This is a genomic window from Algibacter mikhailovii (assembly GCF_014651495.1).
Taxonomy (GTDB): domain Bacteria; phylum Bacteroidota; class Bacteroidia; order Flavobacteriales; family Flavobacteriaceae; genus Algibacter_E; species Algibacter_E mikhailovii.
Genome location: NZ_BMWZ01000006.1, coordinates 236,612 through 251,536, shown reverse-complemented (window position 1 = coordinate 251,536; position 14,925 = coordinate 236,612). Strand labels below are relative to the sequence as shown.

At 35.7% G+C, this 14,925-nt stretch carries 10 protein-coding genes; 8 read left to right on the top strand and 2 right to left on the bottom strand.

Annotated elements, in window-relative coordinates; all coding sequences use genetic code 11:
- Window positions 1-6: 6 nt before the first annotated feature.
- A complete protein-coding gene (locus IE051_RS13850; RefSeq protein ID WP_189361656.1) occupies window positions 7-1,545 on the top strand; it encodes an alpha-L-fucosidase in 1,539 nt (512 codons plus the stop codon).
- 15 nt (window positions 1,546-1,560) lie between these two features.
- Entirely contained in the window at window positions 1,561-3,204 is a 1,644-nt protein-coding gene (locus IE051_RS13845; protein ID WP_189361655.1) for a sulfatase-like hydrolase/transferase, read from the top strand.
- Between the two features lie 207 nt (window positions 3,205-3,411).
- On the opposite strand, the gene IE051_RS13840 is transcribed toward IE051_RS13845, so the two are convergent.
- Both IE051_RS13840 and IE051_RS13835 read right to left on the bottom strand, forming a co-directional pair.
- Window positions 3,412-4,980, bottom strand: coding sequence for an alpha-L-fucosidase (locus IE051_RS13840; RefSeq protein WP_189361654.1), 1,569 nt, complete (start codon window positions 4,978-4,980; stop codon window positions 3,412-3,414).
- 53 nt (window positions 4,981-5,033) lie between these two features.
- A complete protein-coding gene (locus IE051_RS13835; protein ID WP_189361653.1) occupies window positions 5,034-6,719 on the bottom strand; it encodes a sulfatase family protein in 1,686 nt (561 codons plus the stop codon).
- Between the two features lie 477 nt (window positions 6,720-7,196).
- On the opposite strand from IE051_RS13835, the gene IE051_RS13830 reads away from it, so the two are divergent.
- The 6 genes from IE051_RS13830 to IE051_RS13805 all read left to right on the top strand — a co-directional run bounded on the left by IE051_RS13830 (window position 7,197) and on the right by IE051_RS13805 (window position 14,924).
- Window positions 7,197-9,014: an arylsulfatase gene (locus IE051_RS13830; protein WP_189361651.1), complete on the top strand. Its 1,818-nt coding sequence runs from the start codon at window positions 7,197-7,199 to the stop codon at window positions 9,012-9,014.
- Between the two features lie 261 nt (window positions 9,015-9,275).
- The gene (locus IE051_RS13825) at window positions 9,276-10,508 is read left to right on the top strand and encodes a glycoside hydrolase family 117 protein (protein WP_189361649.1); all 1,233 of its coding nucleotides are present in this window, start codon (window positions 9,276-9,278) and stop codon (window positions 10,506-10,508) included.
- A gap of 105 nt (window positions 10,509-10,613) precedes the next feature.
- Window positions 10,614-11,405, top strand: coding sequence for an IclR family transcriptional regulator (locus IE051_RS13820; protein ID WP_189361647.1), 792 nt, complete (start codon window positions 10,614-10,616; stop codon window positions 11,403-11,405).
- 198 nt (window positions 11,406-11,603) lie between these two features.
- On the top strand, window positions 11,604-12,620 hold the full coding sequence (locus IE051_RS13815) for a zinc-dependent alcohol dehydrogenase (RefSeq protein WP_189361645.1): 1,017 nt from the start codon (window positions 11,604-11,606) through the stop codon (window positions 12,618-12,620).
- 92 nt (window positions 12,621-12,712) lie between these two features.
- Window positions 12,713-13,477: an SDR family NAD(P)-dependent oxidoreductase gene (locus IE051_RS13810; RefSeq protein ID WP_189361813.1), complete on the top strand. Its 765-nt coding sequence runs from the start codon at window positions 12,713-12,715 to the stop codon at window positions 13,475-13,477.
- A 19-nt stretch (window positions 13,478-13,496) separates the two neighbouring features.
- On the top strand, window positions 13,497-14,924 hold the full coding sequence (locus tag IE051_RS13805; RefSeq protein ID WP_189361643.1) for a sulfatase: 1,428 nt from the start codon (window positions 13,497-13,499) through the stop codon (window positions 14,922-14,924).
- Window position 14,925: the final 1 nt, after the last annotated feature.

Sequence of the window (14,925 nt, the reverse complement as noted above, 5' to 3'; positions counted from 1 at the left end):
ACTAAAATGAAAAACACCTTATTAATTATTCTTACTTGTACTTTTTATAGCATGTTAAGTGCTCAAGAAAAATATCAAAAAAACTGGAAATCCTTGGCCACCGTTAATCAAGTACCTGCATGGTTTCAAGATGCTAAATTTGGCATCTACGCCCATTGGGGACCAGCTTCTTCGGTGTTTTCGGGTATCGATCCAGATAAACATTATGGTGGTTGGCATGGTATGCTAATGTATAAAGATGGTAAAAAAGTACCCACCGATAACGGAAAACCAAGCAATAATTACTTACATCATAAAAAGAAGTATGGGAATCCTAAAAAATACGGTTATAAACATATAATTGAACAGTTTGACCCTTCTGGATTTGATGCAAAAACATGGGCGGATTTGTTCAAAAAATCAGGAGCTAAATTTGCCGGACCTGTAGCCATGCATCATGATAATTTTGCCATGTGGGATAGTAAAGCGACGCGATGGAATTCGAAAAACTATGGTGGCATTGACCCATCAGCCGATTTAAAGTCGGCCATTGAAGCCAATGGGATGCGCTTTATGGCTTCTTTTCATCATGCTTTTACTTGGAAATTCTTCGCTCCAGCTCACGCTCATGGAAATATAAACCCAAAAGATTATGATTTATATACAAGTCCACATGCCCTAGAATCTAATACACCCGATGACCGTTTTTATCAAGAATGGTGGGCTAAATTAAAAGAGTATATTGATGTCTATCAGCCAGATTTAATATGGTTTGATTGGTGGTTAGAAAATATGACTGAAGAATGCCGTCAAGAATTCTTGGCTTATTATTATAACAAAGGTTTAGAATGGAATAAAGAAGTTGCTGTGGCTTATAAAGAAAGTACATTCCCAATTACCACAGCTGTGAAAGATTATGAAAGAGGTAGACCTAATCAACCCAAATCTCCAGCTTGGCTAACAGATACATCTCCAGGGGCTTGGTTTTATAGACCTAATGCCAAATTTAAAACAGCTAACGAACTTGTAGATATACTTGTTGACATTGTTTCTAAAAATGGCCTCATGCTTTTAAATGTGCCACCAAATCCAGATGGCACCATTCCGCAAGTCATGGAAGACTTACTTTTAAACATCGGGAATTGGTTAGCCATAAATGGGGATGCCATTTATAGTACAAGACCATGGACTATATTTGGTGAAGGACCTACTAGATTACCAGAAGGTGGTCATAAAGTAGAAAAACATAAAATAGAGTATACCAATAAGGATATTAGATTTACAAAAAAATCCGATAAAGAATTCTATGCCATTGTTTTGGATGTGCCCGAAGATCAGATAATAATTAAGTCATTAAGTACTCAAATTGGTGTTTTAAACTCCAAAATTGAGGATATTACGCTTTTAGGAAGCAACGAAAAAATAGAATGGAAAAGAACTGAAGAAGGATTAATTATAAAACCACCAAAGTCCTATCCTTCTAAATTCGCTTTTTCCTTCAAAATTGTATTAGAAGGCTATACGGAAAATGATATTGGCGGTGACGTAGAAGCACATAAGGACTAACATAATAAATTAAACATGAAAACCATTGTTATCTGGTTCCTGTTGGGAATAAATTTGATTCTTGCTCAAGAGAAGCCCAATATAATATTTATTTTAACCGATGATCAATCATACGGCATGTTGGGCTGCACGGGTAATAGTGTGGTACAAACGCCACATATTGACAAACTAGCTGAGCAAGGCATTCTATTTACTAATGCCCATATTACCAGTGCTATTTGTACCCCTAGTAGAATATCAATTTTATTAAGTCAATTTGAACGTAAACATGGGGTGAATTTTAATTCTGGAACCAGTGTATCGCAAGAGGCTTGGGAACAATCTTATCCCATGGTGATGCGAAGAGCGGGTTATTACACGGGTTGGATTGGTAAAAATCACGCCCCCGTAGGTGAAGGCGGTTATGCGGGTGGTTTAATGGAAGAAAGTTTTGATTATTGGTATGCTGGTCACGGACATATTGGTTTTTATCCCAAAGACAGACATAAGATATTTAACGATGCCCTAGCCTCTACGCAACCGGAAGTTATCAATGAAGGTATTAATGACTTTTTAGACAATAATGAAAGACGCCTAAAAGGGGCCATTCAATTTTTAGAACAAAGACCGGAAGAAAAGCCTTTTATGCTTTCAGTAAATTTTAATTTACCGCACAGTGCCGGAACAAGTTCAATGGCATTAAGAGATACTGATGACGCCATTTACAAAACACGCTACAGAGATGAGAATATTGCATTGCCCGGTAATTACATTGCAAAAGCTGATATAGTCGAACCAAAACTACCAGCCAATTTACTAAGAGTAGAAGATAGACAAAAGAGCTATAGCTTTGTTGACACCCCCAATGCTTTAAAAGAACGTCTAATAAGGCAATATCAGGCCATGCATGGCATTGATAGACTAGTTGGCAACCTAACAACCAAACTTAAGGATCTTAATATAGCAAAGAACACCATTATTATTTTCACCTCAGATCATGGATTATTTATGGGGGAACAAGGTTTAGGTGGTAAATCATTATGCTACGAAAAAACCACGCACGTTCCTCTTATCGTTATGAATCCAATGGTTAAAAGGAAAAACAAAGGTCTTAAAAGTGATGCTTTGGTGCAGAGTATTGACATTGCTCCAACAATGCTAACTATGGCTGATATTTCAATTCCAGTTGAGTTTCAAGGCAAGGACATTACAAACCTTATACATGGAAATCATCAGGAGCCTAGAAAGTATGTATTTACCGAAAACCTTTGGTCAACACAATTTGGGAACCCGCGCTGTGAATCTGTTCAAAGCAAAGAATGGAAATACATTAGATACTACAAAAACAACACCTTTTCGGCAAGTAAAAAAATAGCTACTGCAAAACAACTGGGTATAAAAGAAAATAAAATGCTTTACGCGGTGCATGACCCCGATATCGCTGTTTACAGAAATTATATAGAAGCACCAATACAGGGCGAGCAACCGGTTTACGAAGAATTATATAACTTATCTGAGGACCCTAACGAACTTGTCAATCGAATTGATAATTCAAATGACTCAGGAATGTTAAATGAATTACGAAGTGTTTGGAAGACCGAAATTATAAATGCAAGAGGATCCGGAGCACCAAAAGTGTTGCGTTACACGAACGATAGTCACCCCCATGGTCAACACTAACAAATTTGATGCTTTATTTGGGTTACCTTAAGGCTTAAGCGGAATTATTTTAATTGAATTAAACAAGAAATTCTTTTAAGCTTAGCGTGAAAAAAGAGGTATTTAGACAACCAAAGAGTCAATTCGTATATTTTACATTATCTATAGCTTGCGATACATGTAAACGAAATTTAACACCACGGCAAAAACAATGCCCTATCCTTATTCTTACTCGTTTGGCGTTATCTTGAAAGAAAAAGCATGTTCGCCTACTTTATTAGGCAATTTTATTTTGAGCCCTGCCTCATCAACATCAAACTCCAAATGCCCTTTATGACCAAGTAATTGAACAGATTCAATATCGCGAGAATACAATGTATTTCCTTCTTTTAAAGATCTAATGATTAACTCTTCGCCCTGTGGCCAATCAAGAACAATGGCATACAAAACATCTCCTTTGGTTGTAAATCGAATATCCTTTGCCGTATTATCGGCATTATTGATCTCACTTAAATGACCTTCAACAACCTCAGCATCTCCTTCTCCATAAATTTCAAAAGTTCGAGTTCCATAAATGGCTTCGCCGTTTATATTTAGCCACTCTCCCATTTCTAATAATCGCTTCTTTACAGGCTCAGGAATTAGGCCATCTGCTCTTGGTGTTATGTTCAACAAAACAGCGCCATTTTTGCTTACAACGTCTACTAAAAAATCAATAAGTCTGTTAGTCGTTTTGTAATTAGGGTCATCAATATGACACCAAGCCTTCCAATCAATAGAATCATCTGTTAACCACGGAAAATCCTTCTTATCACGCATTCTAGCACGCTCCAAATCATAAACAGCTGATCCTTCAGCAAAATCATAAAACTTATAAGTAGCAACAACTTCCTTATTTGTTTTGTCGGCATGATTATAATAATACTCTAAAAACGCTTTTCTGTGTGCTTCAGAAATCACATCCATTTTATTGTCAAACCAAACTAAATCTGGATCGTATTTATCAATGATTTCTTTTAATCGATTTAACCAATCATCATTAAATTCTTGATCTGCCACAGGATAATAACGATCAATACCATTGTCTATTTCATGCTTACTTCTTGGCATTTTATTATCCCCCTTTTTTAATCTAGGCCCATACAATCCAGCATATTCTGGATTAGATGCATCTGTAGATTCATCCCAAGTGGGATACCAACCAAACAACCAATGGCGGTGATATGTTGCAATAAACTTCATATCTCGCTTGCGTATTTCTTTAGACAATTCGCCCATTATATCACGTTTAGGTCCTTTGTCTTTGGCATCCCACTCAGTTAAATCACTATCCCACATGGCAAATCCATCTGCATGTTCAGAAACGGGACCGGCAAATTTGGCTCCTGCCTTTTTAAATAAGTCAGCCCATTCAGCGGCATCAAATTTCTCTGCCTTAAACAAAGGAATGAAATCCTTATACCCAAACTCATTTAAAGGTCCATAGGTCTCCACATGATATTTATAGAAATCACTAGCCTTCCCTTCTTTGGCTTCTGGATTATCTGCATTTACATACATCCAATGTGAATACCATTCGTTTTCATATGCAGGGACACTATAAGGCCCCCAATGACAATAAATGCCAAATTTAGCATCTAAAAACCATTCTGGAGTTTCGTGCTTTTTTAAAGATTCCCAGTCCGCCGAATACTTTGGTGCTTTGTTTAATATTAACGCCTTCCTTTTTTCTTCCTTACAAGCATAAACTGCAATTAGTACAAACGTTGCTAATAGTAGTAGTTTTATAAATTTCATTTTATAGTTTTCTCAATCCATTGTTTAAAACCAATTTATTTGGAGTTCACGGATTAGTCGTTCCAATGGTTATCAATAATTTCTTGAATATGCGCGAATTTATCACCATCATCTTCATGTAATGCTGCGCGCTTTGCCTGAAGCTGATTTTTTAAATCGTTAATAACTGCTTTATATTGCACATCATTATAAGCATTATTCATTTCCTTTGGATCCTTAGTTAAATCATAAAACTCCCAAGCCACTGGTGTATGCATGGTAAATCTATTTCCCCAACTTTTCGTATTCCATTCTGCCTGCGGGTTATCTGTATCTACCCAATATTTACCATAATAAAAAATAAGCTTATACCGCTTAGTTCTTATTCCAAAGTGAGCAGGATTAGCATGGGCGTGTGCCATATGCATCCAATACCTGTAATAGGTTGACTGTTGCCAATTATCAGGTTCTTTTCCTGTTTCTAAAATCTGTTTAAAACTATGCCCTTGCATAAGTTCTGGTGCTTTACCGCCTCCTAAATCTATTAAAGTTGGTGCAAAATCAGCATTGTTTATTAGAGCATCCGTTCTTGTTCCAGGCTTTATTTTTTCGGGATATCTAACAAAGAAAGGCATACGCATAGATTCTTCGTACATCCATCTTTTATCAATATAATCATGCTCACCCAACATAAACCCCTGATCTCCCGTGTACACAATAATAGTGTTATCATAAAGGCCTTCTTCTTTTAAGTACGCTATGAGACGAGCAACATTATCATCAACACCTTTTACACATCTTAAATAGCGCTTTAAATATTCTTGGTATGTAGCACTGGTGTAAGCATCATCATCTAAACCTTTCACCTGATTTGTATCAAAATCAGGATTATTACTTTTAATATAAGTATCACTCCACAAACGCATGCCCATATGACGAATGGAATTTCGCTTGGACACAGAAGACCCTATATCGTGTATTAAGGAATCATTAATGCCACGCGTAGCCACTGAACCATTATTCCCATTATCATATAAACTTTCAGGTTCAGGTATTTTAGTATCTGCTAAATAATCTTTGTAACGTGGTGCATATTCAAAATCGTCATGCGGCGCTTTAAATTGATGCATCAGAAAAAAAGGCTTATTCTTATCGCGTTTGTTTTTCAACCAATTCAAAGTAATATCAGTGACTACATCTGAACTATGCCCTTTATACACTTTACCTTCATAGCCTGGCATTTCAGCAAATGGTTTATAATTCATGCCACTTTCAGTCAAGTTGGGATCAAAATAAGAACCTTGTTGATGGTGCTGAGTAAAAATATTATAGTAATCGAAATTTGGTTTGTGTTCTAAATGCCATTTGCCTACTAAAGCAGTTTCATAACCAAGTTTTTTCATTTCCATTGGTAAATACTGCTTACTTGTTTCTACCGAACCTTCAAGGTCTAAAACCCCATTTGCCTGACTATACTGTCCTGAAATAATAGTAGCTCTACTTGGTGTACAAATAGAATTGGTAACAAAGCAATTATCAAAGATTACACCTTCATTCGCGATTTTATCTAATGTTGGAGTTGGATTTAAATCGGCCAATCTACTCCCATATACACCAAAAGCTTGAGTGGTATGATCATCAGACATAATAAACAATATATTCGGCTGTTTTTGAGTTTTACTTTCCTGAGATACTTTAGAATTGCATGAAAAGAGGACAACGGTGAAAAGAAAATAAAAGAATATCTTAATGGCATTCATTGTATACTAATTTTTAAGAAGTAAAGATCGTAAAGCAAAATAGATGATTATACCATATATGTTTTAAACAGTGCAAATATTTATTCATAAGACAATAATAAAACAAAAAATGCCAGAAATTGATGTGCAACACCCTTAAAGTAAAGCCTGATTTAACGCTCCTTATTAAATGTTAATCACCCAAAGAAATACATAACAAAAAAAATCAAAATTATAAGCAAAGCAATTTGACTTCATAATAGGTTTAGGACCGTAGTATTTAAATTTAGTTATACATATATGGACATATGATATGTATTAAAAGTCAGAGGGACTATAACTTGATATAATTATTAAATACTTTTAACCACAGATAAAAATAAGACATAACCAAACTAAAATGATCAATCTTATTTAATTAGGATTAATAAAATATTGACACACCTTTTTTTAACTTTTTTCAAATAAAAAAGGTAGTAAAACCATTAATACGGCATAATGAAAACACTCTTTTTATTCTTAATTGTATGTACAACAATTCTAAGTTGTAATAAGGCAGAAAAACAAAATAACATTAAAACCGAAAAACCTAATGTCATTTTAGTAATTACAGATGATCAAGGTTATGGTGATATTGGCATTCATGGAAATGATGTAATAAAAACACCAAATATTGATGGATTTTATAAAGAAAGTTATCACCTTACAGATTTTCATGTAAACCCTACCTGCGCCCCCACTCGGGCGGGCTTAATGACTGGCAGATATGCCAATAGTACAGGCGTATGGCACACCGTTGGTGGCTGGTCTTTACTAAGAGAACAAGAAAAAACTCTGGCTAATATGTTTTCTGAAAACGGATATGCCACTGGAGCCTTTGGCAAATGGCATATGGGCGACAACTATCCTTTTAGAGCTCATGATCGTGGTTTTCAGGAAACTGTAATGCATTATGGCGGCGGCGCTCAGCAAACACCAGACTATTGGAATAATAATTATTTTGATGACACTTATTTCAAAAACGGAAAGCCAACGCCCTATAAAGGCTATTGTACCGATGTCTTTTTTAAAGAAGCCATTAATTTTATAAAGGACAGAAAAGACCAACCTTTTTTTTGCTACATATCTACCAATGCCCCTCATGGCCCTTACAACGTACCTTTAGAATATTACAATATGTATAAAGATTTACCAAATGATGTTTTAACAGACACTCAAAAGCGCTTTTACGGGATGATTACTAATGTAGACGACAATTTTGGAAAACTAAGGCATACCCTAAAAGAATTAAATATTGCTGACAATACCATATTAATTTTTATGACTGATAACGGTACGGCTGCTGGCTACAATAATTCTAAAGGAAAAGTTACAGGTTTTAATTCAGGAATGCGAGGTAAAAAAGGCAGCGAGTATGAAGGCGGACATCGGGTACCGTTTTTTATTCACTGGAAAAACGGCAATATCTCAAAGCCAAAAGATATTAACCAGTTAACAGCTCAAATTGATATTTTACCCACCCTAGCTGAATTGTGTAACATAAACCTACCTAAAAACCACAAACCTATTGATGGTCAAAGTCTTGTGTCCGTTTTTGAAAACAATGACAATATTGGAAACCGGATGCTGATCACAGATTCGCAGCGGGTACAAGAACCTGTGAAATGGAAAAACTGTTCAGTAATGCAAAACAAATGGCGATTGGTTAATGGTAAAGAGTTATTTGATATTGAAAAGGATCAAGGTCAATCAACCAACATTGCAAAAGAACACCCGGAACAAGTTCGAAAAATGAGAGCTTTTTATGACGCATGGTGGACTAAAACATCTGTAGATTATGATAAACCAATCTTTTTTAAAATAGGAAACCCAAACGAAAACCCTGTGACCTTAACAGCGCATGATGTCCACTCATCAAAAGATAATTATGTTTGGAATCAAATAAAAATTAGAAATGGCAATGTGGGTTCTGGATATTGGACGCTTGAAATCCAAGAAGAAGCGGATTATGAAATTTCACTAAGACGCTACCCTATTGAATCAAATTTACCCATTAACCAAACAATTCCAGAAGTTACAACAGAAGAGGTTAAAGGTTTACAATTTAATATTCCAAAGGGGAAAAATCTTGAATACACAAAAGCGTCTATTCAATTCGAAAATGCATTTTCAAAACAGGCTGAAGTAATTGCTGGAGCAGAATCTATAAACTTCAAGACCCATTTAAAAGCAGGAAAAACAAAATTTAGAGCACACTTTATGAATCAAGAAAATGAACAAAATGTAGCCTATTATGTTTATATAAATAAACTTTAAAGCCTTAACAGGAATCCGTGTGAACTACCTTAGTCTCGTCTTAAAAATAGATTGAAATTTATTGCGCTACTGTTTTCCATAAACATTTCATTCATACTAGCGGCTTTTTAGGGTTACTTAATTTAAGAACTATTATTAGTTTTAAACTTGACATAAACTATACAAGCTAGTTATTTCATCATTTGTGCTACTTTAATATCCATGATATGATTAGTTTTACATCAATATAGACAACAAGCAAACTAAATAATACTAAACCAAATGAGTAAAAGAAATGCCTTTTCAATTGTTTTAATGACCCTATTGGTAGTAGGCTGCACATCAAATACAAAGGAGAAATCCAAAGAAGACGCTAACACAAACACCATAGAATACACTGCTGAACAAATAGATCACCTTGGAATTACAGATGTGAACCATCTTAGTGCGGCTTCAAAGCGAGCCCTGAAATGGCCTACTGAATTGGGCAATGAATGGTTTATTGAGTTTGGAAAACTTGAGCCCTTAAAAGGTGATTTTGCTTATGAAGAAGGTGTTGTGAGGAGAGATCCTAGTGCAATGATTAAAGAAAATGGCAAATATTATGTCTGGTATAGCAGAAGTACGGGAAAAACGCAAGGGTTTGCCGGAGATATTGAAAACGACAAAGTATTCCCTTGGGACCGTTGTGATATTTGGTATGCTACTTCTGAGGATGGTATTACTTGGAAAGAAGAAGGCTTGGCAGTCCCTAGAGGTGAAAAAGGCGCCTATGATGACCGTTCAGTGTTTACTGTTGAAATCATGAAACATGAAAACAAATATTACTTATGTTATCAAACCGTAAAATCACCTTATAATGTGCGTGTAAAAAATCAAGTTGGTTTAGCTTGGTCAGACTCACCAGATGGTCCTTGGACAAAAAGTAAAGAACCTATATTAAGTCCTGCAGACAACGGCATATGGAAAGGTGAAAAGCAAGACCGTCATGCTGTAATAAAAAAAGGAGATTTTGATAGCCATAAAGTACATGACCCCTGCATTCTTCCTTTTAAAGGGAAATTTTACCTTTATTACAAAGGTGAACAAATGGGAGAAGAAATTACATTTGGAGGGAGACAAATACGCCACGGTGTGGCAATAGCAGATAATCCTCTAGGCCCCTACATCAAATCGCCATATAACCCCATTAGTAATAGTGGTCATGAAATTTGTGTTTGGCCTTACAACGGCGGTATTGCAGCTTTAATTACAACCGATGGACCAGAAAAAAACACCATACAGTGGGCTCCAGATGGTATCAATTTTGAAATAATGTCAGTTTTAAAAGGCGTTGATGCCCATGCCATTGGGTTGAATAGAACCGCCGATAATGAAAAAGAACCAACAGAGATATTACGTTGGGGATTATCACACATTTATAATAATGGTGATTACCAAAGTATCATGCGATTTACTTCACACAGAAAAACCTCTCATACCGCTAAGGGAGAGTCAAAAGAAGACAAAAAATAAAATAATTTTAACAGCTAAAAAGACAGAATGAGTTTCATTCTGTCTTTTATTTAATATATTGGTCAACAGAATAGTGTTAAATATATTTGTACGAGAAAAATAAAAATGAGTAAAGCTAATGTAGATTCAAAAGCAAGTTATAATGTCCCTAATTTAGAGCGCGGACTATTGGTCATGGAACTATTAGCAACCTACAAGCAAGGCTTAACATTGGCTGAGATTATTGAAAAATTAGACATTTCTAAGTCCAGCGCTTTTAGAATAGTTAGTACACTTATTTTTAAAAATTATCTTCAGAAAAACGAAACAACTAAAAAGATAACACTTTCAAGAAAACTATTGACTCTTGGAATTTCGTCTATGAATGAGCAAAGCATTGTAGAAATGTCTATTGATGTTATGCGTGCGCTTAGAGATGAATTAAAAGAATCTGTTATGCTTGGGGTTATTCTAGGTGTAAAAGGTACTATTCTAGAACAGGTTTCTTCATCATACCCAGTGAAACTTTTTGTAGAACAAGGCACCCAATTTAGCTTACATAGCTCTGTTGGAGGCAAATCAATTTTAGCAAACCTGCCTAAAGAAGAGGCCACCACAATACTGAAAGCAATGCCCTTTACCAAGTTCACCGATAACACTATCGTTTCTAAGGTTGAATTCAAGGAGCAATTAAAAAAGGTTAAAGAGATTGGCTATGCCATTGATAACGGCGAAGACATACAAGGAATTCACTGTCTAGGCGCTCCTATTTTCAATGAATACGGCTATCCTGTGGCAGCACTCTGGATTACTGCACCTCATGGTAGATTGCCTCATAATGAATTTGAGGCTAAGGGTAAAACCGTAGCAAAATACGCCCTAGAAATTTCAACAAAACTTGGGTATTTAGGTCAGTAAGCCCATAATTACAATTCTTTAATAACTGAAAGTCAGACCATTATTTTTGGGTCAGGAAATTTATACAAAATTCCTTATTTGAAACTAAATTCATATTTGAACAAATTATTTTGAATTTATTTGGCTGATTTTACGCTTAATTCTTATATTTGTTTCAAATAAGAAAATAGTTTATCATTTGAAACTAAATTTATCAAAATGAAAGCAACACAATATGAAGGCAATAAAACCTTCACGGTAGTCGAAAAAGAAGTTGAAGAACCAGCTTCAAAAGACGTAAGAATTAAGGTAGCATACTCCGGAGTTTGCGGTACTGATGTACATATCTATCATGGTATGATGGATAAAAGAGTAGATATGCCACAAACTATTGGGCATGAAATGTCTGGAACTATTGATGCAGTGGGTGCAGAAGTTTCAGGATTTGCCATTGGAGATAAGGTCGTAGTTCGCCCTTTAGACGACTCAAAAGCCAAACCTTCTGATAAAGGATTTAATCATATTTGTGAAGAGTTGAATTTTATAGGGATTGATAGCCCAGGATCTATGCAGCAATATTGGAATGTGCCTGCGTTTACGCTTCATAAATTAAAAGAAAATACAGATTTAAAACTAGCGGCTTTAATCGAACCCCTATCTGTCGCCACACATGATGTGCGCTTAAGCGGATTAGTTGCTGGAGAAACAGCCGTTGTTTTAGGCGGTGGTCCTATTGGATTATTGGTAGCTATGGTTGCCAAAGAAGTAGGAGCCCAAGTTATTATTTCAGAGGTAAACCCTATTCGTATCGCTAAAGCTAAAGAATTAGGTTTTGATGCGGTAAGTCCTTTAGAAGTTGACTTAGTAGATTATGTACATGGTAAAACAGAAGGACGAAAAGCTGATGTTGTTTTTGAGGTTGCTGGTGTGCAGCCTGCTCTTGATGTCATGACGGAAGTTGCAGGAATTCGTGGAAGAATTTTAATGGTGGCTATACATGGTGAAAAGAAACCTATTGATTTGTTCAAATTCTTCTGGAAGGAATTAAAACTAATTGGCGCTCGCGTTTATGAAAGAGAAGATTACGAAAAGTCAATTGCTTTAATAACGGCAAATGAATTACCCTTTGAGGCGATGATTACAGACGTACAACCACTATCAAATATTCAACAAGTATTTGAAAATATCGACAAAAACCCTGACGGACTTAAAGTTCTAATGGATTGTCAATTATAACACAACTATTGGCGGATAACCGATAGCATTTCATAATAATCAGCAAAAGCCAAAGACCAATGGCATTTTGCTCAAAAGAATAAAAAATGAGTATTTTAAATAGTTTTAATTTAGAAGGAAAAGTAGCGATTGTTACAGGTTGTAAAAGAGGTATAGGAAAAGCCATGGCCGTTGCTTTAGCTGAAGCTGGAGCAGATATCATTGGGGTTTCTGCTACTCTTGAAATAGAAGGTAGTGCCATTGAAAAAGAAGTTACTGCGCTTGGAAAGAAATTCACAGCATATCAATGTGATTTCTCAGATAGAAAATCCTTATACGCTTTTATCTCTGAGGTCAAAGCGAATCATTCACAAATAGACATTTTGGTAAATAATGCAGGAACAATTTTAAGAACACCTGCTGCAGAGCATCCAGATGACATGTGGGATAAAGTCATTGAAGTGAACCAAAACGCCCAATTTATTTTAACTCGGGAGATAGGAAAAGATATGATTGCTAGAGGTTCTGGTAAAATAATATTTACGGCTTCTCTATTGACTTACCAAGGGGGTATTACTGTACCTGGTTATGCAGCTAGTAAAGGTGCTATAGGTCAAATGATTATGGCATTTGCTAATGAGTGGGCCGGGAAAGGTGTAAATGTGAATGGCATTGCACCAGGTTATATTGCAACCGATAATACCGAAGCTTTACGTAACAACCCAGAACGTGCAGAGTCTATATTAGCACGTATTCCTGCAGGGCGCTGGGGAGAACCACAAGATTTCGCAGGACCTATAGTATTCTTAGCTTCTAAAGCATCTGATTATATGCACGGTTCAATCACTCTAGTAGATGGAGGTTGGATGGGAAGATAATTGAACTTTTCAAGTATAAATGAAATTTAAAACTCTTAAAATAGCTAACCAATTACAATCATTATTCTTTATAATGATTGTAATTGTTGCTATTCAAGGGCTTTCAGCTCAAGATAAACCCAATATTATTTTCATTCTATCTGATGATGCTGGTTATGCCGATTTTGGGTTTCAAGGCAATAATGAATTCAAAACTCCCCATCTAGATGCTTTAGCCAAAAGTGGTGTAAAATTCACTCAAGCTTACGTTTCGGCTGCAGTTTGTGGTCCTTCAAGAGCAGGGATTCTAACAGGAAAATATCAACAAAAATTTGGATTTGAGGAGAATAATGTTCCTGGCTATATGAGTGCATCAGGTTTGTTAGCTGATGAAATGGGGTTACCGCTAAATCAAATGACGGTAGCTTATTATCTTAGGGATTTAGGCTACAAAACTGCAATTTTTGGAAAATGGCACATGGGTAATGCCGACCGCTTTCATCCTACAAAAAGAGGTTTTGATGAGTTTTATGGTTTTAGAGACGGTGCGCGAAGTTATTATGAATATGCTGAGGAAGAGCAAAAGGAATCTGTTTCTAAAAAATTAGAACGAGGTTTTGAAAATTTCAAAGAAAGCGAGATATACCTTACAGATGCTTTAGCTAATGAAACTATGAGTTTCATGGAACGTAATAAAGACAATCCGTTTTTTGTGTATTTATCTTTCAATGCGGTTCATACACCAATGGAAGCTCGAAAAGACGACTTAAAAAAAGTACCAAGTCATTTAACAGGGAAGCGAAGAACATTAGCAGCTATGACTATTGGTCTAGATAGAGCTTGCGGTGAGGTGCTTCAAAAACTAAAAGATTTAGGGATAGAAAAGAACACATTGATTGTTTTTACAAATGATAATGGAGGTCCATCAGATTCTAATGGGTCTAGTAACCTTCCTCTTAGTGGAACAAAAGCAAATCATTTAGAAGGCGGTATTCGTATTCCCTTTTTAATGTCTTGGAAAGGAACCTTGAAAAAGAATTCGGTCTATAACAATCCTATTTCCACTTTAGACTTGTTTCCAACATTTGTGTCTTTAGCAGGCGGCGATCTCAGAAAAATAGAGGGGCTAGATGGGGTTAATCTTTTACCGTATTTAGAAAAAGGAAATCAAGAAAAACCTCATGAAACTTTATATTGGAAAAAAGAATCGAGAGCTGCAATTAGACATCACGATTATAAGCTCATTCGTTTTCCAGATAGACCTGCAGAGTTATATCATATTGAGAATGATATTTCAGAAATTAATGATTTAGCTTCAAAACAGCCCGAAAAAGTAAGAGAATTATATAAAATGTTATTCGATTGGGAATTAACCTTAGAAAGACCGCTTTGGCAATTAAAAAGGCGATACGAAGGTAAGGCAGCAATTAGAATGGATAAATACAGAAAACCAAAAATTAATAATTAAC

What these genes read in the sequence shown, in the direction of transcription:
- IE051_RS13840 (WP_189361654.1), bottom strand. Translation starts at nt 4,980, where the DNA reads ATGAAATTTATAAAACTACTACTATTAGCAACGTTTGTACTAATTGCA.
- IE051_RS13850 (WP_189361656.1), top strand. Translation starts at nt 7, where the DNA reads ATGAAAAACACCTTATTAATTATTCTTACTTGTACTTTTTATAGCATG.
- IE051_RS13835 (WP_189361653.1), bottom strand. Translation starts at nt 6,719, where the DNA reads ATGAATGCCATTAAGATATTCTTTTATTTTCTTTTCACCGTTGTCCTC.
- IE051_RS13830 (WP_189361651.1), top strand. Translation starts at nt 7,197, where the DNA reads ATGAAAACACTCTTTTTATTCTTAATTGTATGTACAACAATTCTAAGT.
- IE051_RS13815 (WP_189361645.1), top strand. Translation starts at nt 11,604, where the DNA reads ATGAAAGCAACACAATATGAAGGCAATAAAACCTTCACGGTAGTCGAA.
- IE051_RS13820 (WP_189361647.1), top strand. Translation starts at nt 10,614, where the DNA reads ATGAGTAAAGCTAATGTAGATTCAAAAGCAAGTTATAATGTCCCTAAT.
- IE051_RS13845 (WP_189361655.1), top strand. Translation starts at nt 1,561, where the DNA reads ATGAAAACCATTGTTATCTGGTTCCTGTTGGGAATAAATTTGATTCTT.
- IE051_RS13805 (WP_189361643.1), top strand. Translation starts at nt 13,497, where the DNA reads ATGAAATTTAAAACTCTTAAAATAGCTAACCAATTACAATCATTATTC.
- IE051_RS13825 (WP_189361649.1), top strand. Translation starts at nt 9,276, where the DNA reads ATGAGTAAAAGAAATGCCTTTTCAATTGTTTTAATGACCCTATTGGTA.